Consider the following 19,580-nt stretch of genomic DNA (forward strand, 5'->3'; position numbering starts at 1 on the left):
GTGGTTTTTGAGTTGTCGTTGTGAGAGACAATAACTCTACTACATCAGCCCTATTTTTCATACTCTTTTTTTGGCGAAGGTATTGTAGTGTTAAATGATATTCCAACCTTAGTTTAATGTTTGACCATTACCTTCAATTTTTGTTTTCGGAAAGTGAAAATATAGATTAAACAAACATACACCGGTATACTGCTTAGTGTTTCCTCGCTAAGCTTTTTTCATTTTGTGTTGGGAAACAACCATACCTGCAACAGTTAATAAACCTAACATGACAGAGGGTTCTGGTACTGCTGTTGGTTTTACACCGTTGAGTGTCACTTCGTAATTACCATTGTGGGATACACCATCACCTTTTTCAAATAACCCAGATTTAGTAGCCTCAAAACTGTAGAGAAACTTAGTGGCACCATTATAAGTGACTTTTACAACTTCACTCGCTTGGATTGGTCCAGAACCATTACGGAATGAATTTACTAATCCCCCAAAAGGAGTAGAATTCAAGCTACTCATTAACATATCGGTTGCATCGAAGTGACCTGCTAATCCAATGCTAATTAAACCAGTACTACTATCTTGATTGACGTAAGAAATATTTGGATCGCTAAAGCGTTGCAAGCCTCCTTCATTCATAAACATGGAAAGTCCTGTCCTGTAAGCAATGAATTTATTAAAGGAATCTATTTGAAGCAAACTTCCAAATCCATTTGCGATCAAAGCTTCATCAAACCAACGTTGAGCAAAGCTCATACCACTAGCATCTTTACTCATCCAGTCATCATACGTTAGGCTGCTCAAAGTAATATCTTGACCGCCAATTTGACCCATTAAAGTAGTATTCTTGGAAAAATCAAATCCAACTTTCTCGCTGTCTGCTGCTAACTCTACGTTACCTCCAGGATTTTTTGTATTACCCCCTAAAGCTTTTTGAACATTTTTTAGAGTTTTATCGTCATTATTAGATGTATTGGTACCATCAGAATCATATACATAATAATCTGTCGGTGCAGAGCCGCCTATCTCAGCACTTTTCAAGCTATCAGCAAGTGCTGGAGCACTAAACATTCCACCCATACCAGCAGCAATTGATGTAGCGAGCAACAATTTTTTAACAGCACTTTTCATCTTCCGGTCTCCTCAGAATTTGATTTTTTATACTTAAGTTTTTCTAAACTTAGAATTTTCTAAACTTAAAATTTTCTAAGATTTGGTTTGGTTACAAGTTTTTATTTTTACGAATACAACTGTTTTTGGTCGTATCTCATGTTTGTTATCCAAACACAGTTTAGAAAATTAGGAGACGATATTGGGTGAAGGATTGATGGTTTATTAATAAAACAAAGCTAAAAAAATAGCTAAAATATCCATTAAAAATTACGTTTATTCACTTATACATAGAATCAATCAAAACAAATTTTACATAGTAGTAGTACAGTTAGTTTGAAATAGAGTGTCGATTAAAAATCACTAAAACGCCTAAATTATAAGCTTTTTGACTTTTTAATTTTGACTTTTAACTTTTTACTTCCCCATAGCGGCGCTATCTCAGCAAATAAATACCACTTTCTAAAGCAGATTTAAACTCAGTAGAATTACGTGTCAAATTAATATTTTGTGGTTGTTCTGGATTACTAACCAGTGGTTGCAATGAAAGTTCGTACCATGCAACATCACGCCAAGCACCATTTTTGTACCCAACTCTGTGATAAGTTCCAATTGGTTTAAATCCCATTTTTTCATGAAGTCGAGCACTACCTGGATTGGGGAGAGTCATACCAGCATAGGCATTAAAATAACCCTGAAGCGTTAAAATTTGAAATAACGAAGTATATAAAGCTTGTCCAATACCAGAACGACGCTCTGTATCGCGAATATAAACGCTGACCTCAACAGACCACTGATAAGCCGCTCGTTGTCTGTGAAGTCCTGCATAAGCGTAACCTAATACTTGACCGTTTTGTTCACAAACTAGCCATGGTAACTGTTGTAAAACAGAGTTGATGCGAGACATCATTTCATCTTGACTAGGTGGTTCAACTTCAAAAGATACCACCGATGATGAATCGTTACAGAAAGGGGCGTAAATATCTAAAATTTGCACAGCATCACTTTCTGTAGCAAGTCTAATAATTGAAGACACCGCAAATGATCCTTGATATTAACTCGATAAGTAAAAATTAAGTAAACACGGTTAAAGTGTAACCACCAATTACCAATTACCAATTACCAATCACCAATTACCAATTACCAATTACCAATCACACCACCAGATTTTGTACCTAATTTCCATTTCCCCATTTTTCCACTGCTTTTCGCAATACCCCATCAGGTAAGTTTTCCAAATCAAAAGATTCACCTTTATTGAATCGCTCCAAAGCTGCAAAAAACGCCTTGACCCCAGATGCAGGACCATCGGGATGATCCATAATTCCAGTACCTGCATTCAGGATGACGTCTTGACCGTAATCACTTACGGCTTTGGGGACAATACCTGGATGGATACCTGCTGAAGGAACGGGAAAAACATTGCGATCGCGCAGAATATCTCTAATTCTGGCTTCTTCCAACTTATCAAAAGGTAAACTACCGTAATGTGCGGGATACAACACAGCATCAGCGCCACCATAAGCCATCAGGGTTCCAAGAACTACTGAATATGCCATACCATAATTAGGGGCTGCACACATCGCTCCTGCAAAAGCTGGATGTGTAAAAATAGGAACATTTATCTCTGCATCCGCAGCTAAGGCTTGTAACACTGAAAAGCCATAGGAAAGAACATTAACTAAAAGTGCGTTTGCACCTTCACGAACTAATAAACGTGCTTTATCTAGTAACTTGTCAGCACTACCAGTGACATTAACTGCATACAACACAGTACGTCCAGTTTTCTGCTTCACAGCATCAATAATTGGGCGACAAGCCTTTAGGCGCTCCAATGTTGGTGCAACATCCAAATCGCCGAGAATTTCATCATCTTTGATAATATCTAATCCTGCAAAAGCAACTTCCTTAAAAATCCCTCCATGGTCTTGAGCAGAAAGTCCCAATGCAGGTTTAAAAATCGCCATAATTAGAGGACGGTCAAACACGCCAAGTTTTTCTCGAATACCAGTAATCCCAAATTGGGGTTGTAAACCGTATTCTTTTGGAAGACGCACTGCAACAACTTTTGCTGCACCAGCCATGGAATACTTACCAAAAATCATCGTCACTAGGCTGGAAATATCATTTTCTACATTTTTTTCCGGAAAGCGAATAGTAGCGATACTTTGACCTGTTACTTCATCATTTTCAACAGAGATAACCTCTCCCAAATGGGATTTTAAAGTTGCTTCGCGATCAGTAAAACGGGCATTCCAAGTACCTGCAGTTTGCCCCACGGCGATAATCTTGGCTTGTTTTTGGGCATCTACACCCGCAGGGAAACGGTAATCAACTTCTATTGTCATTGCTAATGGGTAATTGGTAATTGGTAATTGGTAGTCGTGATTAGTTACAAGTTTATAAGTTACTAATCTCCAGTCGCTAATCCCCAGTCGCCAATCCCCAATCCCCAATCCCCAATCTAAAGACTTTCTAAAAAACTTAAAAGGTCAGCCATTTCTTGAGGATTAGGCTGAAACTTTGGCATTGGAGGGGTTTCACCACTGACAACTTGTTTAATTAACCCAAAACGAGATTTACGTCTTGATACTGCTTGTAAACTAGGACCAACGCTTCCATTTGCCTCTAAACCATGACAACCAGCACAATTAATTTGAAAAATAGCATGTCCTTGAACTGGATCGCCATCTAATGACAAAACTGTTTTGATATACGGATCGGAAGCCCGAGCCAAATTAACTGCAAAAACGACCAATAAGACTGCTAGCACAAGGGCTAGAGCCGTCAAAAAAATGCGCTGCATTAGAGCTTCGGGTTTAGCGATCTGATTATCCAACGGATTTGCTGCTATGGTCGAGGTTTGCCAGAAAATATTAATTTCATACACATAGCTTAAAAGTTCTTGATTTTGTCTGCAAGCGCGTGGAGGAATTTTATTCGTTTCTTTAAGAGCTGAAAATCTATCAATGAAGCCCTTACAACCCAATTTGGTAGAATCAGAATCGTGAATTAATTTGTTTACTAATCGCAACAAAGGAGTTGTCTGGTGGTTGAACCTTTACTCTGTGGAATTGTTCTAGGTTTGTGTTTCGTCACCCTCGGCGGACTATTTTATAAAGCATATGACCAGTACAAGCGTGGTAACCAACTAGGTTTGTAAGTCATATCAGGACTAACTGGGGCGCAATTGCTTGCGCCCTTGATATTTTTTACTTGAGGTTCTCCCTTCATATTTGTTTAAAAATTTACTCATTTAGAATCTGAATATGACCTGTTTTGGCAGCTATGATATCTGTCGAGGTGTTAATTGGTAATTGGTAATTGGTAATTGGTATACGTACGGCCGCACTGCTAACGCAGTGTTAGCAAGGCGTGACGCGTAAGCGTCATATGGTAATTGGTAATCCCCAGTCGCCAATCCCTAATCCCCATTCCTGTAGAAAGTTAATCCCGTACTACCATAAGTTTTTTCACGGCAAATACTCCAGCCAGAAATTATCGGTGATGTCCAATCCTTGGAACTATGTTCAACTGCAATTTCACCTTCCGGTTCTAAAATTTGGTTGACAGAGATTTTTTCCAAGACAGGTTGATATAAACCACTTGCATAGGGTGGGTCGAAATAAATCCTACTGAATTGCTGTCCTTTAAGTTTTTCTAACTGCGATAGTAGATCGCCCTGTAAAATCTTAAATTTTTGTTCGTCGTTAGCAAATTGTTGCCAGTTTTCTTTTATTACGCTGCAAGCACGGCGAGATTTTTCGATACCTACTACTAAACTCGCCCCTCGACATAAAGCTTCTGCACCCATCGAACCCGTTCCGGTACACAAGTCTAGCCAACTACATTCAGTAATTGTACCCTGCCAAATATTGAAAACTGCTTCTCTTACACGTGCAACCGTCGGTCTTGTTTCTTTTCCTGGTAGCGTTTTCAGCTGACGATTACCGTAAATTCTCAGACTCATACTTTATCTTTTTCGGACTCGGGATAATTTGCACCACAAACTTTGCCTCACTTCAACCCAATTACAGAAAAGTAAAGTTACCACAAACATGAAACTGTAATGATTTAAAGTGGGCGTAAATATCCCAACATTTTAATCTAAGTTGTCGAAAATAAATGTATTAAACCATAACTTTTTCTCTAACCTGAGACACAAAGTTTGACAAAATTTGTAATCCAATATTAGAAGATTTTTCCGGATGGAACTGTACCGCCATTAAATTGTCTTTAGCAATTGCAGCTGTTACAGTTTGATTCCCGTGAGTAATATTAGCTGCAGAAATTTTTGGATCTATGGGGTCGACGTAAAAAGAATGAACAAAATAAACCCATGGTCTAGAAGGTAAATGTTCCCATAAAGTTGATTTTTGTTGGGTTATTTCCAGCTGATTCCAACCCATATGAGGAATTGTAATTCCTGCTTCTGGCTGAAAACGTTTTACTTTTCCGGGAATAATTCCTAATCCCCTTTCAATACCTTCTTCACTAGATTCAAAGAGAATTTGCAGTCCTAAACAAATACCTAAGAATGGTTTACCTGATGCAATAACTGATTTTATTGGACCTTCTAAACCTCGATTTCGCAAGTTTCGCATTGCGGGGTCAAAAGCTCCAACACCTGGTAAAACGACGGCATCTGCTCTTTCTAAATCCTTAGAATAATCTGTAATTTTTGGAATAGCTCCTGCTTTTTCTAATCCTTTACAGACTGAGTGCAAATTACCCATCTCGTAATCTACGATTGCAATTACAGCCATTTGCCTGCTCCCGATAAATTTATTATGGAGGGTATTTCTATTGTAAATAAAATTTTTTATGAAGAGAAGAATACTATTAACTTCTTTTGATATTTGGCTTCCAGATCAAAAATCAAATTCTGCAAATGATTTGTTGATTGCTCTCGAAAAAATTCACCCAACAGATGATTATTTAACTTTTGTAAAACAGATACCAGTTGATGTTTCTTTGGCTAGCAATCGGGTAATTAAAAAAATCCGTCAAATCCAGCCAGGTGCAATAATCTGTTGTGGCATGGCAGAAAAAAGAACTCAATTGAGTGTGGAATCAAATGCTAGTAGTACAGCTATATCATCGGCTGAAAATCATCAAAGAGTTCTCTACACAACAGTTGATTTAGAACTGTTAGTCAAGGGTATAGAAACTGTTCAGATTAGCCATGACTGCGGTAAATTTGTCTGTGAAGGACTTTATTATTCAGTCTTAGATTATTTGCAACAAAATCAAATCAAAATTCCTTGCATATTTGTTCACGTTCCGATTTTGACTGAAGAAAATACTTCATCTATCCTTAATCATTTTCTATTAATTATTGATAGACTGGCACTTTCATAAACTTATGTGCGTCTTGATGGTGCAAAAAACGTCTGGATATATGTTGCCATTCTTACTAAATTTTTCAATTGCTTTTCCGATCGCTCAAGTTACTCCTTCTCCAACACCGGTAGAATTTGTTCGACCACAGGAAGTTCGACCTTTGTCAGGGAATCTTGATAATGTCCCTGTATTTAATAGCAATAGTCCAGAATTAGTTCTTAAAGAAGGAATTTTACTTTCTACTTTTCCCCAAAAAGATAAAAAATCGCCAGAAGCACACTTGAATTTTCCCTTCCGGGGTCGATTTGATGTATTTGCACATCATGTTGCGAAAGCTCCCACACCAGAAGATTTACGGACACTATATATAGGTGTAATTCTGCATAATCCCAGCAAAGAAGCTGTAAAGGTTGATGTATTGCATGCAGCCAGTTATCTCAGTCAACCCGATGCGCCATTTGTTGACCTACCAGCCCAAGAGAATAATCTTTTTGGTAAAGTGCACGCTGGTCCGGGTAGTCGCGCTACCCATGACGTTCTCCGCAGTAAGCGACAGTCTATCTTACCTCCGCAAATTACCATTCCACCTGGTGAAAGTAAAATGTTACTAAATTCACCAATCCCGGTAAAAGAATTCGACCCACCCATCAACGGTAGGTCAACTTTAATGCGATTGCGGAGCAATGGAACGGTATATGCAGCTAGTTTGGCAATGTTTGCACCGAATGATGCAAATGGTCAAGAACGCGCTCCAACCCTAGCAGAATGGCAAAATTTACTTAATAATGGCAAGTTAGCCGGACCGCGAGATAAAAAACCAACTCCTCCAGATAAAACTAATAAATCAATAATTTATGGTCGCGTTGCTGGAGTAGCTAAAGGTTCTTTGTGGAGAACTTTACTGCGAGATAGTTCCGAAGCAACTTATTTAACAATTCCTGATCGCGATCGCGCCATTTCTTACGGTGTTAGTACTCTTGATCGCGGTACCCTTGGTACTGAACAGATTCAAAGCGCACCCATGCTAGTCCGCTATCCCGACACAGCATATCGCGCCCACGGTAACTATGGAATCCAATACAGTTTAAGTTTACCGCTTTACAATAATACAAATAACCAGAAAACTGTCAGTGTTTCCTTACAAACACCAATTAAAGAAGATAAGTTAAGTAAAAATGGATTGCGTTTTTTTGCAGAACCAACCAAAAGAGTATTTTTCCGGGGAACAGTATTAGTCCGCTACACCGATGATAAAGGAATACCGCAGACACGTTACGTACATTTGGTGCAAAACCGAGGCGAACAAGGTAAACCTTTAGTAACCCTAAATATCAAGCCAAATGACACAAGATTGGTGCGGGTAGACTTTCTTTATCCTCCAGATGCAACCCCACCTCAGGTGTTGACAGTAAGAACTTTTTGATTTGGGTAGGGTGTGTTACGGTGCGGTTTAATGATGGGGAAAAAGAAACATATCTTTGAACCGTAACACACCACCAGATACATCAGGTTAACTCACATCTTGCACCAATAAAATTTGATGTATTTCAATCACTCAGTATTAACGGCAAAACCTTAATTTAGCGATAAAAGCTAAGCAAAATAATGTAGCTTTATTGCGGTAATTTTGAGGTTTTAGTGTTTTACACCCAGAGGTGCAAGATCTGAGTTAAGGTTTCAATCACTCAAAAAAATGCTGGATAAACAAAAGCAAATGCTGTGGAACTTGGTATTTGCTTTCCATCGAGTTCTTCCACAATAACTGTTTCAAATTCCTTATCCCAACGAGCGCGGATTTGACGATCGTTAAAATCAACTAATTTGGTACCAACTTTTGCCATTTCTTGGTGACTAAACTGTAAACTTGCACCAGAAAAACGGTTATTAGGCTTTTGATTATCTGCTTCCCATACATAGGTGACAATTGCTTTGGGAGGAAGCTTGCGGGAATCTTGATTGCGGACGGGGAATATAATTTGATTATCTGTGTAATAGGTACCGTAGGGATATCTTTGGTAATCGCGGTTATGTCCGGTTTTGGTGGAAAGAATTTTACTGTTGGGATATTTTTTTAACCAAGCACCAAGGGTTGTTTTAACTGTGGGAACTTTTGCTAAAGAAAGATTAGTTCTAGGACCAACCACACCCAAAGCCCAAGGTTGAGCGTAAAGGGTATCATTGGCGCGATCGTACATTATTAAACAGCTTTGATAAAGTTTTCCTGAGACCCCAAAAGTTGAACCACCTCGTTGAAAAGCAACTATTGTGTCACATAAAGGACAATAGGAAACCGCTACATTAATACCCCCAACCGTATCATTAACTATTTCATGCCAATTCATAATCCCAAACGGATAAACTTTGACTTCTCCATTTACAACAACACCAATAACTGTTTCATCTGATTTGAAAGGTGTAGTTTTGGCTGTATCAAAGCTGGGATTATCAATACTGGGGATACCATCTTTACCTGGTCCTCCATCCAGCAAATCATCTAATTTAATTCGGGCGTTCTCCAGTGGGTTTTTATTTTGTTTGTGCAGGTCATCAAGTTCTTTATTTTGGTCATTAAAATATTTGGTCAGAAAAAAATAGCGGAGTTTAAAATTATCCCAACCACCAGCATGAGTCACTAATCCGCCAAATGCGATCGCGATCGTTAATATTGCAGCAATGGCTAACCGGGTTAGTATCTTCATCGCTCGTATCCTCAAACTCCTTCCTACTAATTACTAGTAGATTTGATGAAGTTTAATGCAGCTTGAGAATCAGATAATAATTTGATGAGAGGGGATTGGGGATTGGGGACTATAGGGATTGGGGATTGGGATTAATTTTGCACCGATGCGCTTCGTCTCATTGTGTTAACAGTGCTAGCTGTATTTGGGTGGCGTTAGCCACATAGAAATTAGATTTGAGAAACCGATGAATAAAATACTTTATCTATCTTCCCAATCGCCATATGACGCTATCGCGTCACGCTTTGCTAACGCCAATCCCGAATCCCGAATCAAATCTTCCTAATCCCTTGCTCCAAACCCCGACAAACTCCCGTAAGAAAATCCAAATCTAAAGTAGCAATAGTATCGCTAGGTTTATGATAATGGGGGTTGCGCATAAATGATGTATCCGTGACCATCATTGCTGGATAACCCACATCCCAAAATGGTGCATGGTCGCTCCGTCGAGTTGGAGGAACTAATTTACCCTTATTTGGTACTGTTAGCCATTCGCTAGGTGTCCCAGATTGGCGGATGTTACGGCATAGATGAATTAAATCTGGTATAGTTCGCAAATTACCAATTAAAGCAATAAAGTCCCCACAATCGGGATAAAAGCGTTCTAAAGGAGGAGGGTAAGATTGGGAATTAGGTCTAGAATCTTTATAACCCAGCATTTCCAGAGAAATCATCAAACGTAATTTTTGTTTCTCTTGCTGCAACATTGCTGCATATTCAGCAGAACCAATTAAGCCATATTCTTCCATATCAAAAGCTATTAGCCGCAGGGGATATTTAATAGGTTCTTTTGCAAACATTCTGGCTAATTCTAACAAAACAGCCACCCCCGTAGCATTATCATCAGCCCCCGGAGATCCCGGAACAGCATCATAATGAGCTGCAATTAAAATTGGTGGTAAATCTCTCTTTTTCTTTCTGGGTAAACCGGGTAAATTGAGGATGAGATTTTTGAATGTTTTACTTTTGAATGAAAAGGTGTGGATTTCCACACTTCCCCACTGACTAAATGAAGCGCGAATGTATTCCTGGACAAAAAAATGACCAGCCGACGCCATATATGGATCGCGCTCCCGTACTATTTCAGAGAGGTGAGTTGTTAGTTGCTCTTTTAAATTCACAAATTAATTGATAAAGAATACTCAATGACAGTGTATTTCTCAAGTGCAAGATACAATAAATCAAGCATTGGATCTAAAGAAATAAAATTTATAAGTAACATTAGGAGAAAAGTAACGCATGGGCAAAGTAGTCGGCATTGATTTGGGTACAACCAACTCAGTAGTTGCCGTCATGGAGGGAGGCAAGCCGGTGGTTATTGCCAATGCTGAAGGAATGCGAACCACACCCTCGGTGGTAGGCTTTAGTAAAGATGGCGAAAGAGTTGTGGGACAAATGGCGCGGCGACAAACCATCCTCAATCCCCAAAATACTTTTTTCGCAATTAAACGCTTTATGGGACGTAAGTATGGCGAACTTAGTCCGGAAACGAAGCGTGTACCTTATACCATCCGCAAAGATGAGTTTGGCAGTATCAAAATTAAATGTCCGCGTTTAAGTAAGGACTTTGCCCCAGAAGAAGTTTCCGCAATGATATTGAAGAAGTTAGCGGAAGATGCAAGTACTTATTTGGGAGAAACTGTAACCGGCGCGGTGATTACAGTTCCAGCATACTTTAATGATTCTCAACGCCAAGCTACCCGAGATGCAGGTAGAATTGCTGGTTTAGAAGTGTTACGAATTCTTAACGAACCTACTTCCGCATCTTTAGCCTACGGTTTAGATAAGGCTGAAAATGAAACTATCTTGGTATTTGACTTGGGTGGCGGTACTTTTGATGTTTCTATTTTGGATGTAGGCGATGGTGTATTTGAAGTCAAAGCAACTAGCGGTGATACCCAGTTGGGGGGTAATGACTTTGATACGCGGATTGTAAATTGGTTAGCAGAACAATTTTTAGAAACTGAAGGCGTAGATTTAAGACGCGATCGCCAAGCTTTACAGCGTTTAATGGAAGCGGCAGAAAAAGCCAAAATTGAACTTTCGGCGGTTGGGGTCACTGATATCAATTTACCGTTTATTACCGCTACAGAAGATGGTCCAAAGCATTTAGAAACTCGGTTGACTCGGGCTCAGTTTGAAGGAATGTGCGATGATCTGTTAGGAAGATTGCGCAACCCAGTCAAACGGGCGTTACGAGATGCGGGATTGTCGCCACGAAGTATTGATGAAGTAGTATTGGTAGGTGGTTCTACCCGGATGCCGATGGTTAGACAATTGGTTCGGGCAATGATTGGTTTGGAACCTAACCAAAATGTCAATCCTGATGAAGTTGTGGCGGTGGGTGCAGCGGTGCAAGCAGGCATTCTCGCCGGAGAACTCAAAGATATATTATTGCTGGACGTTACACCTCTATCCCTAGGATTAGAAACTATTGGCGGGGTGGCGAAAAAATTAATTCCTCGTAACACTACTATCCCAGTTCGCCGTTCCGATGTTTTCTCTACTTCGGAAAATAACCAAAATACCGTCGAAATTCATATTGTCCAAGGCGAACGGGAAATGGCTGCGGATAATAAATCCCTGGGACGATTTAAGTTATACGGTATTCCACCAGCACCGAGAGGTATCCCACAAATACAAGTATCTTTTGACATAGATGCAAATGGAATCTTACAGGTAACAGCTTTAGACCGGACTACCGGAAGAGAACAAAGTATTACAATTCAAGGCGCTTCCAATCTTAGTGAAGCTGAAATCCGCCAGATAATTCAAGAAGCTGAAAAATTTGCGGAAGTAGACAGACAGCGCAAAGAAAAAGTAGAAAAGCGCAATCGTGCTGAAGCATTAATATTGCAAGCCGAAAGACAATTACGGGAAGTAGCATTAGATTTAGGTATCAATTTTGCTCGCAATCGCCGCCAGCGCATAGATAATATTTGTCGAGAACTGCGGGAAAGTTTGGAAGCCCAAGACGAGCGGGGAATAGATCAGACCTATGCTGATTTGCAAGATGCTTTATATGAATTAAGTCGGGAAGTTCGGGAATTCTTCCAAGAAGATGAAGAAGATGACCTATTTGGTACAATTCGCGACATCTTTATTGGTGAGAAAGATGATGACGATCGCGATTTTTACAACGACAGAAGCTACAATCGAGATTATGATCGGGGCGGTTATAACCGGGGTGGTAGCTATGACCGAGGTGGTGGCTATGACCGTGGTGGTGGCTATGACCGTGGTGGTTACGAGCGGGGTGGTGGCTACGAGCGGGGTGGTGGCTATGACCGAGAACCTAACCCAAGTTATAACCAAGGGTATGAGAAAGATTACAACCGGGGTCGCAACAACAACCGAGATTGGGAACAAGACGACAGGCGAGGATATGATAGCGATCGCGATCTAGGAAGCTATGACCGAGAAAGAAGCAAAGACTATAACCAAGGATATGGTCGAGGTTATGATAGAGATCGAGATGTAGAAAGGGATAGCAAAGACAGCCGTTCTTATAAAGGAAAGCGAAGTTCTTCCCGCAACCCCCGCCCCAGCTACAGAGATAATTGGGATGACGATGATGATGATTGGTTCTAAGTTATACCAGCAATTACCTGTATACGGGACTTTCGGCTTTATCTGTAGTAAATATCTGCAAATTATTGAACTGTACGGATAGTTACTAAAGGCTGAGCTTAGTGGGTGTCATGTGCGGATTTTACCAACAGGAATTTGTAGTCATTCCTCGGTTACAAATCTCCTATCCGCAAGGACAGAGAATAACAAGAATTAAAAATATTAATAAACAAAGGAATATTTATTGTCCAATAAAAAAAATTAACATCTAAAATCTAACATCTGAAATCTAAAATCTAGAATCTCAACTTAAACAACTGGCTATGCAGAATTTGCAGAATTTCCGCGATTATTACGAAATTTTGGGAGTATCTAAAAATGCCTCTATTGAGGAGATTAAAAAGGTTTATCGTCGTTTGGCGAGACAGTACCACCCCGATTTAAATCCAGGTGATAAATCTGCTGAAGAAAAATTTAAAGCCATCGGTGAAGCCTACGGAGTACTTTCTGATCCCGCAAAAAGATCCCAGTACGACGAATTTAGTCGCTTCTGGAAGCAAAAGAATTTTGGTAAGCAAGGTAAACGAGGTGATAGTCGCTCCGCTTCTAGTAACGGAAGTGGAGGTTTCGATCCCAGTCAACATCAAACATTCGAAAGTTTTATTAATCAAGTTATTGGGAGGAATAAAAATTCGAGTACAACAACAGGTAACTCAAGCAAAACTAAGACTACCGATCCGTTTCGTTCTCCCCCCAGAACCAAGTATGAGTATACCGTTAACCCTCGTACCAATCGTCGAGATATTGAAGCTAGACTGACCATACCTTTAGAAAAAGCGTACAAGGGTGGTTTGGAAAGAATTCGTTTGGAAGATGGACGTTCTCTAGAAGTAAAAATGCCCCCAGCGATGGTGACAGGTCAAACTATCCGTCTGCGTAATCAAGGAATTGGTGGTGGTGACTTGTATTTAAAAATCACTGTAGAACCCCATCGAATGTTTAAAATGGAAGGCTTTAATATTTTTTGTCAGGTACCAGTTACTCCTTCAGAAGCTGTGCTTGGGGGACAAGTTGAAGCACCGACTCTTGATGGATTAGTAAAAATGAGTATTCCTCCAGGTGTCAGAACGGGTCAAAGATTGCGCCTCGCAAACAAAGGTTATCCTTACGAAAATGGTAAACGTGGCGACCAATTAGTAGAAATTCAAATAGTAACTCCCAAACAAATTAGCACCCGAGAACGAGAACTTTATGAGAAAATACGACAAATTGAAACTTTTAAGCCCCGTAATGAATTGGGCTAAGATATTTCAGTTCCACAAAAGAAAATTTACTTTTAAATAAATCCCAAACATATCTCAAACTAAATTTCTGTATAGTAGGGCATATTATTCCAAGGTAACAAGATAAATTGTTCAAAATAAATCGCTCAAAAATTTCTCACTCAAAAAATTGTTCAAAAATCTATTGAATTAGTAATTTTGTCAACTAAAAAGTTTATTAGTTTAGAAATTTATCTACTCGTAAATTCATAAACTTAAAAATTTACATATATACTTAGGTTGTTAACTTATGAGTACCCATACCAGGGGGAAAATATAGTTTTACAATATTAAGAGCAGAGAAATCGACACAATAAGTGGAACCAGCTGTGAATCAAAACGGGATATCACAACAGAGCAAACCCAATTATTATTCTCTACTGGGATTGCATCCTGGAGCTTCAGTGATTCAAATTCGTCGTGCTTATCGGGAATTAAGCAAACGCTATCACCCAGACACAACTGATTTACCCACTGCTGTTGCAACTAAAAAGTTTCAACAGATCAACGAAGCTTACGCAACTCTTAGCAACCCAGACCGACGATTTTCCTACGACTTAACAATAGGTTATTCCCGTTTTGGAGTAATTCAACCTCCCTCAGATTTAAATACTCCTGTTTCCCGTTCGTATGACTGGTCTAAATCCGCTTATTTAGATGCTTCAGATCGTCCCTTGTCTCCTGGCGAACTTTTTGCATTGTTTGTATTAGGAGTAACTTTTTTAGCATGTTTGTTATTAGCGATCGCAATTGGTTTAACTCGCGGCGATACTGCTCTAGAAACCCAAATTAGTCAAGCAATGTTTTCCCCCGAACAACCAATTACTTCGAATTTAGTTAGTTACCAATGGGAAACACTTGAAACTCTCAGCTTTGAAACAGAATTCGGGCTAAGTGAATCAGGAGCCAGCAGTAAAATCACATAGGGGTTGTCTTGGTTTTTAAACTTCTACTCGCTTCCAATATCAATGAGATACTGTAGTAGCAAAAATTGAACAAGAGATAAAACCATTAATATAAATCAATCCAAAAATTTTGATACTTTGTAATTCTGATACTTTTAGTTTTTCTGTTTAAATACTTTAGCCAAATATATACCCCCAAAATTCATTCATAAAAGTTGACCTTCAGCGTTCCCATTCACTTTACAATGTGAAATATAGGTTTAGCGTTGTTAAAAGTAATTAGCGCGATTTACAAATGTCCTGGCTGTTGGATATATCTTAAGTCGGCACAGAGTAATATTCTTAACTTCGACAGGTGAATTATTTAGAATTGCTTATGGATCTCCCCGTTCCAGAAACCCCTTTGTATAACCATACCTTGCCCCAAATAGAACAGTGGCTAACACATCAAGGTTGCGAGCAAGATAAAAAAGAGCTAGAGCATTGGCAATTAAAAAGACCAGCCTGGGAAGCGGAGCTTTGGCTGGATATTGAACAAATTATAGTTAAGTATATTCAAGCCGGAGAAAACGGACAAGATATACAACGTTCATTTAAATATTCCCTATCTCGCCGAGATATAGAAGAAGCAGTGTTTTCTGGACCGTAATCTGGGGATTAGGGACTAGGGACTGGTGACTAGGGATAGCATGCGTGCCGCCTTGCGGCATAGAGCCTACGGCGTCGGCAGATCCGCAGGTGACGGCTCCGTAGGTAGCGCAGCTATAGTCATAGCCTCTGGGGACTAGGGACTGGGGACTAGGGACTAGGAAGTAATATTTGAATTTTCATCCCAATTCCTAATCCAATGTGACGCTGTAGATACTAACATGTATGTGCTTACGCCCCGCCTTGCTAACGCCTCACGCTAACGTTAATCCCCAATACCCGAATCCCCAATCCCACTATCAAACTTTCCCAAACCGTCTTTCTCGCTGTTGGTAAGCAGATAAGGCACGGTGAAATTCGTTACGGTCAAAATCTGGCCACAAAGTTTCAGTAATATATATTTCTGAATAAGCAATTTGCCAGAGAAGGAAATTACTAATTCGCATTTCCCCGCTAGTACGAATTAATAAATCTGGGTCGCAACTACCAGCAGTGTAAAGATGGCGTTCAAAAATTGCTTCATCAATTTCATTCGGTTGTAGCAAACCTTTTTGAACTCGATCTGCAATGCTACGACAGGCTTGGAGAATTTCTAGCCTACCCCCGTAATTAGTGGCAACGTTAAACTGGATAGTTCGATTATTCCTGGTTGTTTCCATTGCGTGGGTTATTTCTTTTTGCAACCCCACTGGAAGTTCTTCTAAGTCCCCAACAAAACGAATTTGAACATCCTCCTCTATCATTTCTTCTAGTTCTTGGCGTAAAACTCGTCCAAATAAGGTCATCAAAAATTCGACTTCTTCTTCGGGTCTTTTCCAATTTTCTGTGGAAAAAGCATAAGCCGTCAAAGCTTTTATTCCCCAATCTTTACAGGTGCGGAGCAAATTTTTGAGTGCATCCACTCCTCGTTTGTGACCCATAATTCGGGGTAATCCCCTTTTTTTTGCCCATCGACCATTACCATCGCAAATAACTGCAACGTGTCTGGGTAGTAATTCTCGTTTTAAGTCGACTGGCAAATATTGCTGTTCTGTTTGTTGTGTTGTCATTTTTTATCTCGAGAAGCAGTCGATGATAATCCGGGTAAGTACGAAATCATTTTCAGTGCTTTGTTACGAATCCGACGCCCCAAACTGAATAAATCGGAAGCAACTGCTTCCCGATCAACACTGGGGGATAATCGAGTCTCTAACGACTCTTTCAGCTTCGTGATCGTAAGTGGTCTATTAAGAGTTCCCCTTTCTGCTAAAGAAATAGAACCTGTTTCTTCTGATACAACAACACAAATGCAATTTTCGACCCGCTCAGTAATACCCATCGCTGCCCGATGGCGTGTTCCCAACTGGCGCGAGGCTGTGCGTCCCGAAAGCGGTAAAATTATACCCGAAGCCACTATCCGAGAACCACGTAGCAATGTAGCACCATCGTGTAAAAGAGTTTTCGGCTGAAATATCGTCTGTATCAGTTCTTTAGAAACATTTGCATTTAGTTTTACACCGGGTACGGAAAAGTCCCGCTCGTCAATTTGTCCGGTAGTTTCGATAATCAACAAAGCACCAATACGATTTTTCGAGAGTTCTCTAACTGCATCGACAATTTCATCAATGACACTATCCGCTTTTGGGACTGCCAAATTAGAAGGTTGAAATAACTGGCGAAATTCGCCACGTCCTAGTTGTTCCAAAAATCGGCGGAACTCTGATTGCAGAGCAACCGCCATTGCCACAGCACAGCCAATGACTAACTTTTCCAGTACAAACTTTAACCTTGTGAACTCCGAATTATCAATCAGGGCTGAGACCAACATCAAGATGATAAATCCCCGCACCATCCAGAGTGTGCGACGCTCACTGATCAGAACTAATATCATGTAGGTGAGCGCCAGCACCAACAAAATATCCAGAGTGTCAAGCGGCAAAGACTTTGACCATTCTATATTTTTGAGCCATTGCGCCCACCAATCTCCCATGAAATCTGGATTTTACCTTCGGTCTTTTATCGTATAAGTAAATAGACACTAATCAATAGTCAAAATTCAAAATTCAAAGCACTTTTACTTTTAAATGTAAACTCAGCTTTGTTGCTCTATCTTAGTATGAATCTCGGAAATCCCAGATGTAGTAATAAAAAATTCTGGAACAAGATTTTCCGTTTGTGGAACGGAAAAAGATCGTGCAACAGAAAAATATGATTTAGTACAGGGTAGCATCCCAATATTTCCCTTGCTGGAACAATACCTATGTAATTAGTAAGATTCCGTGTTGGTAACATTCGGGATATGCTTTTGCCCTTATCCGGAAGATTTAAAGTAAGACTTTGGAAAATGTATTCAATTCAAGTAATACTACTCAGGGTGACAAAACACCCTGTATTCAAAGCCTAAAAATTTTGACTAAACACTGCTTGTTAACTAGGAAAGCTTTTCCGGTAAGCAATCTTGTCGAACTAAGTCTTGATAGGTCTCACGACGCAAAATTAGATTTGCTTCGCCCAATTCTACCAAAACTGCTGCGGAACGAGGCAGACGGTTGTAGTTGGATGCCATGCTGTAATTGTAAGCACCAGTACCCATAACTACGAGAATATCTCCTGGTTCTGTTGTTGGCAGTGTAGCATCTTTGATTAAAACATCCCCCGATTCGCAGTGTTTGCCAGCAATTGTTACTGTTTCTGTAATTGGAGCGGACATTTTATTAGCAATTACAGCCCGATATACGGACTGGTACGTAATCGGACGGGGATTGTCCGACATTCCACCATCTACTGCAATATAGGTTCTAATTCCGGGAATTTTTTTGGAGGAACCAACAGTATATGCTGTTACACAAGTTGTACCAATGAGCGAACGCCCAGGTTCGCACAGTAATTTTGGCAAAGGTAAATTTTGAGTGTTACAGGTTTCTTCAATTGCTTCACAGATTGGTTTTACCCATTCTTCAATACTGGGCGGATCATCTGATTCTATATATGTTATTCCTAAACCACCACCTAAGTTTAACTCAGTGATATTTAAACCTTTGGAATTGGCATTTTGTAACCACTTAACCATTAATTGAGCTAAATCTCGGTGAGGTTGGCGTTCAAAAATTTGGGAACCAATGTGGGCGTGCAAGCCAACGCAATTGAGAATAGATTTATGTTTGTTAATTTCCTCGAATAATTCGTCCAAGTGATTTGGGTCAAAACCAAATTTACTATCCAGTTGCCCAGTACGGATGTATTCATGGGTATGACAATCAATTCCAGGGGTCAGACGCAACATGATTCTAATCGGCACTGATGACTCAGAACTATTATTTTTTCCGAGTTCAACCAAAAGGCTTAATTCATACCAGTTGTCTACTACAATGGTGCAACCAGACTCACTAGCATAAATTAGTTCTTCCCTAGACTTATTATTACTGTGGAAATAAATTTTGTCGGGAGTGACGCCGGCTGTTAATGCGGTGTAAAGTTCGCCACCGGATGCGACATCTATTCCTAATCCTTCACTAGCTACGATCGCACAAACTGCTAAACAATTCCAAGCTTTGGAAGCATATAATACTTGAGATTCACCCTTGTAATAATTCTGGAAACTATCCCGATATTGGCGACAAGCAGTTCGTAAGCTTTCCTCATCCAAAATATATAGTGGGGAACCAAACTGCTGTACTAATGTGACCACATCACAGCCGCCAATTTCTAAATGTCCTGAATTATTGGTTCTAGCTGTTAATGGCAATAATTGCTGATTTGGAGAAAGATTTTTGTTATCAGTGTTTTTTGGAGGTAAATACTTGTTACCAGAATCTTGAACCCCCGTAGGGTGAGTCGATACCATAATTGTCAGGATTATCCTTGTTTAAAATGTGGACGCTTATTGTCCATTTCCCGATTCTCAGTTTACCTTTAATGTTGAAAGGAGACACTCGTTCGCTTTTCTTGAAAAGGGCGTTCTTATGGTGTCTCAT

18 protein-coding genes are annotated in these 19,580 nt (G+C 39.8%); 7 read left to right on the plus strand and 11 right to left on the minus strand.

Features of this window, described 5'->3' with window-relative positions; genetic code table 11:
• Window positions 1–207: 207 nt before the first annotated feature.
• The 4 genes from BC008_RS27800 to BC008_RS27815 form a co-directional block, all read right to left on the minus strand.
• A complete protein-coding gene (locus BC008_RS27800) occupies window positions 208–1,122 on the minus strand; it encodes an NF038130 family PEP-CTERM protein (protein ID WP_027846941.1) in 915 nt (304 codons plus the stop codon).
• Between the two features lie 415 nt (window positions 1,123–1,537).
• Window positions 1,538–2,137: an arsinothricin resistance N-acetyltransferase ArsN1 family B gene (locus BC008_RS27805; RefSeq protein ID WP_063800826.1), complete on the minus strand. Its 600-nt coding sequence runs from the start codon at window positions 2,135–2,137 to the stop codon at window positions 1,538–1,540.
• 139 nt (window positions 2,138–2,276) lie between these two features.
• A complete protein-coding gene (locus BC008_RS27810; RefSeq protein WP_027847074.1) occupies window positions 2,277–3,449 on the minus strand; it encodes a RuBisCO large subunit C-terminal-like domain-containing protein in 1,173 nt (390 codons plus the stop codon).
• Window positions 3,450–3,565: 116 nt separating this feature from the next.
• Window positions 3,566–3,940 (minus strand): c-type cytochrome, encoded by a 375-nt coding sequence (locus tag BC008_RS27815; RefSeq protein ID WP_058184089.1) that lies wholly within the window; start codon window positions 3,938–3,940, stop codon window positions 3,566–3,568.
• Window positions 3,941–4,150: 210 nt separating this feature from the next.
• Between BC008_RS27815 and petG the strand changes: the two genes are divergently transcribed.
• Window positions 4,151–4,264: a cytochrome b6-f complex subunit V gene (gene petG / locus BC008_RS46795; RefSeq protein WP_072207778.1), complete on the plus strand. Its 114-nt coding sequence runs from the start codon at window positions 4,151–4,153 to the stop codon at window positions 4,262–4,264.
• A 261-nt stretch (window positions 4,265–4,525) separates the two neighbouring features.
• Here the strand turns inward: petG and rsmD are convergent, their stop codons facing one another.
• Together rsmD and hisH are read right to left on the minus strand one after the other, a co-directional pair.
• Window positions 4,526–5,071, minus strand: a complete 546-nt coding sequence (gene rsmD, locus BC008_RS27820; protein ID WP_027842725.1) for a 16S rRNA (guanine(966)-N(2))-methyltransferase RsmD — start codon at window positions 5,069–5,071, stop codon at window positions 4,526–4,528.
• 160 nt (window positions 5,072–5,231) lie between these two features.
• Complete coding sequence (hisH, locus tag BC008_RS27825) at window positions 5,232–5,867, minus strand: imidazole glycerol phosphate synthase subunit HisH (protein ID WP_027842724.1); 636 nt, start codon at window positions 5,865–5,867, stop codon at window positions 5,232–5,234.
• A gap of 58 nt (window positions 5,868–5,925) precedes the next feature.
• Here hisH and BC008_RS27830 point away from each other — a divergent pair, with 58 nt between their 5' ends.
• Both BC008_RS27830 and BC008_RS27835 read left to right on the plus strand, forming a co-directional pair.
• Entirely contained in the window at window positions 5,926–6,462 is a 537-nt protein-coding gene (locus BC008_RS27830; RefSeq protein ID WP_027842723.1) for a pyroglutamyl-peptidase I family protein, read from the plus strand.
• 40 nt (window positions 6,463–6,502) lie between these two features.
• Window positions 6,503–7,867: a DUF3370 domain-containing protein gene (locus BC008_RS27835; protein ID WP_027842722.1), complete on the plus strand. Its 1,365-nt coding sequence runs from the start codon at window positions 6,503–6,505 to the stop codon at window positions 7,865–7,867.
• A 262-nt stretch (window positions 7,868–8,129) separates the two neighbouring features.
• Here BC008_RS27835 and BC008_RS27840 read toward each other — a convergent pair whose 3' ends face one another.
• Together BC008_RS27840 and BC008_RS27845 are read right to left on the minus strand one after the other, a co-directional pair.
• Window positions 8,130–9,143, minus strand: coding sequence for a DUF3179 domain-containing protein (locus BC008_RS27840; RefSeq protein ID WP_027842721.1), 1,014 nt, complete (start codon window positions 9,141–9,143; stop codon window positions 8,130–8,132).
• Between the two features lie 311 nt (window positions 9,144–9,454).
• On the minus strand, window positions 9,455–10,303 hold the full coding sequence (locus tag BC008_RS27845; protein WP_027842720.1) for a M20/M25/M40 family metallo-hydrolase: 849 nt from the start codon (window positions 10,301–10,303) through the stop codon (window positions 9,455–9,457).
• Between the two features lie 118 nt (window positions 10,304–10,421).
• Between BC008_RS27845 and dnaK the strand changes: the two genes are divergently transcribed.
• The 4 genes from dnaK to BC008_RS27865 all read left to right on the plus strand — a co-directional run bounded on the left by dnaK (window position 10,422) and on the right by BC008_RS27865 (window position 15,628).
• A complete protein-coding gene (gene dnaK / locus BC008_RS27850; protein ID WP_027842719.1) occupies window positions 10,422–12,773 on the plus strand; it encodes a molecular chaperone DnaK in 2,352 nt (783 codons plus the stop codon).
• A gap of 302 nt (window positions 12,774–13,075) precedes the next feature.
• Window positions 13,076–14,056: a DnaJ C-terminal domain-containing protein gene (locus tag BC008_RS27855; RefSeq protein WP_027842718.1), complete on the plus strand. Its 981-nt coding sequence runs from the start codon at window positions 13,076–13,078 to the stop codon at window positions 14,054–14,056.
• Between the two features lie 362 nt (window positions 14,057–14,418).
• Window positions 14,419–15,000 carry a J domain-containing protein gene (locus tag BC008_RS27860; protein WP_082650653.1) on the plus strand — a complete coding sequence of 194 codons (582 nt, stop codon included), beginning with the start codon at window positions 14,419–14,421 and terminating at the stop codon, window positions 14,998–15,000.
• A gap of 355 nt (window positions 15,001–15,355) precedes the next feature.
• A complete protein-coding gene (locus tag BC008_RS27865) occupies window positions 15,356–15,628 on the plus strand; it encodes a DUF3143 domain-containing protein (RefSeq protein WP_027842717.1) in 273 nt (90 codons plus the stop codon).
• Between the two features lie 298 nt (window positions 15,629–15,926).
• Here BC008_RS27865 and BC008_RS27870 read toward each other — a convergent pair whose 3' ends face one another.
• From BC008_RS27870 to lysA, 3 genes are all read right to left on the minus strand, one after another.
• Entirely contained in the window at window positions 15,927–16,676 is a 750-nt protein-coding gene (locus BC008_RS27870) for an isoprenyl transferase (RefSeq protein WP_027842716.1), read from the minus strand.
• Window positions 16,673–17,596, minus strand: coding sequence for a diadenylate cyclase CdaA (gene cdaA / locus BC008_RS27875; protein ID WP_027842715.1), 924 nt, complete (start codon window positions 17,594–17,596; stop codon window positions 16,673–16,675). The genes BC008_RS27870 and cdaA overlap by 4 nt, the downstream gene beginning before the upstream one ends.
• A 441-nt stretch (window positions 17,597–18,037) precedes the next feature.
• A complete protein-coding gene (lysA, locus tag BC008_RS27880) occupies window positions 18,038–19,450 on the minus strand; it encodes a diaminopimelate decarboxylase (RefSeq protein ID WP_027842714.1) in 1,413 nt (470 codons plus the stop codon).
• Window positions 19,451–19,580 lie beyond the last annotated feature (130 nt).

The sequence above is a fragment of the Mastigocoleus testarum BC008 genome (assembly GCF_001456025.1).
In the GTDB taxonomy this organism is placed as follows: domain Bacteria; phylum Cyanobacteriota; class Cyanobacteriia; order Cyanobacteriales; family Nostocaceae; genus Mastigocoleus; species Mastigocoleus testarum.

Bases quoted from the DNA above. Each gene is read 5' to 3' on its own strand.
- rsmD (WP_027842725.1), bottom strand. From the start codon at position 5,071: ATGAGTCTGAGAATTTACGGTAATCGTCAGCTGAAAACGCTACCAGGA.
- BC008_RS27840 (WP_027842721.1), bottom strand. From the start codon at position 9,143: ATGAAGATACTAACCCGGTTAGCCATTGCTGCAATATTAACGATCGCG.
- lysA (WP_027842714.1), bottom strand. From the start codon at position 19,450: ATGGTATCGACTCACCCTACGGGGGTTCAAGATTCTGGTAACAAGTAT.
- BC008_RS27830 (WP_027842723.1), top strand. From the start codon at position 5,926: ATGAAGAGAAGAATACTATTAACTTCTTTTGATATTTGGCTTCCAGAT.
- hisH (WP_027842724.1), bottom strand. From the start codon at position 5,867: ATGGCTGTAATTGCAATCGTAGATTACGAGATGGGTAATTTGCACTCA.
- BC008_RS27835 (WP_027842722.1), top strand. From the start codon at position 6,503: ATGTTGCCATTCTTACTAAATTTTTCAATTGCTTTTCCGATCGCTCAA.
- cdaA (WP_027842715.1), bottom strand. From the start codon at position 17,596: ATGGGAGATTGGTGGGCGCAATGGCTCAAAAATATAGAATGGTCAAAG.
- BC008_RS27855 (WP_027842718.1), top strand. From the start codon at position 13,076: ATGCAGAATTTGCAGAATTTCCGCGATTATTACGAAATTTTGGGAGTA.
- dnaK (WP_027842719.1), top strand. From the start codon at position 10,422: ATGGGCAAAGTAGTCGGCATTGATTTGGGTACAACCAACTCAGTAGTT.
- BC008_RS27865 (WP_027842717.1), top strand. From the start codon at position 15,356: ATGGATCTCCCCGTTCCAGAAACCCCTTTGTATAACCATACCTTGCCC.
- BC008_RS27800 (WP_027846941.1), bottom strand. From the start codon at position 1,122: ATGAAAAGTGCTGTTAAAAAATTGTTGCTCGCTACATCAATTGCTGCT.
- BC008_RS27870 (WP_027842716.1), bottom strand. From the start codon at position 16,676: ATGACAACACAACAAACAGAACAGCAATATTTGCCAGTCGACTTAAAA.
- BC008_RS27810 (WP_027847074.1), bottom strand. From the start codon at position 3,449: ATGACAATAGAAGTTGATTACCGTTTCCCTGCGGGTGTAGATGCCCAA.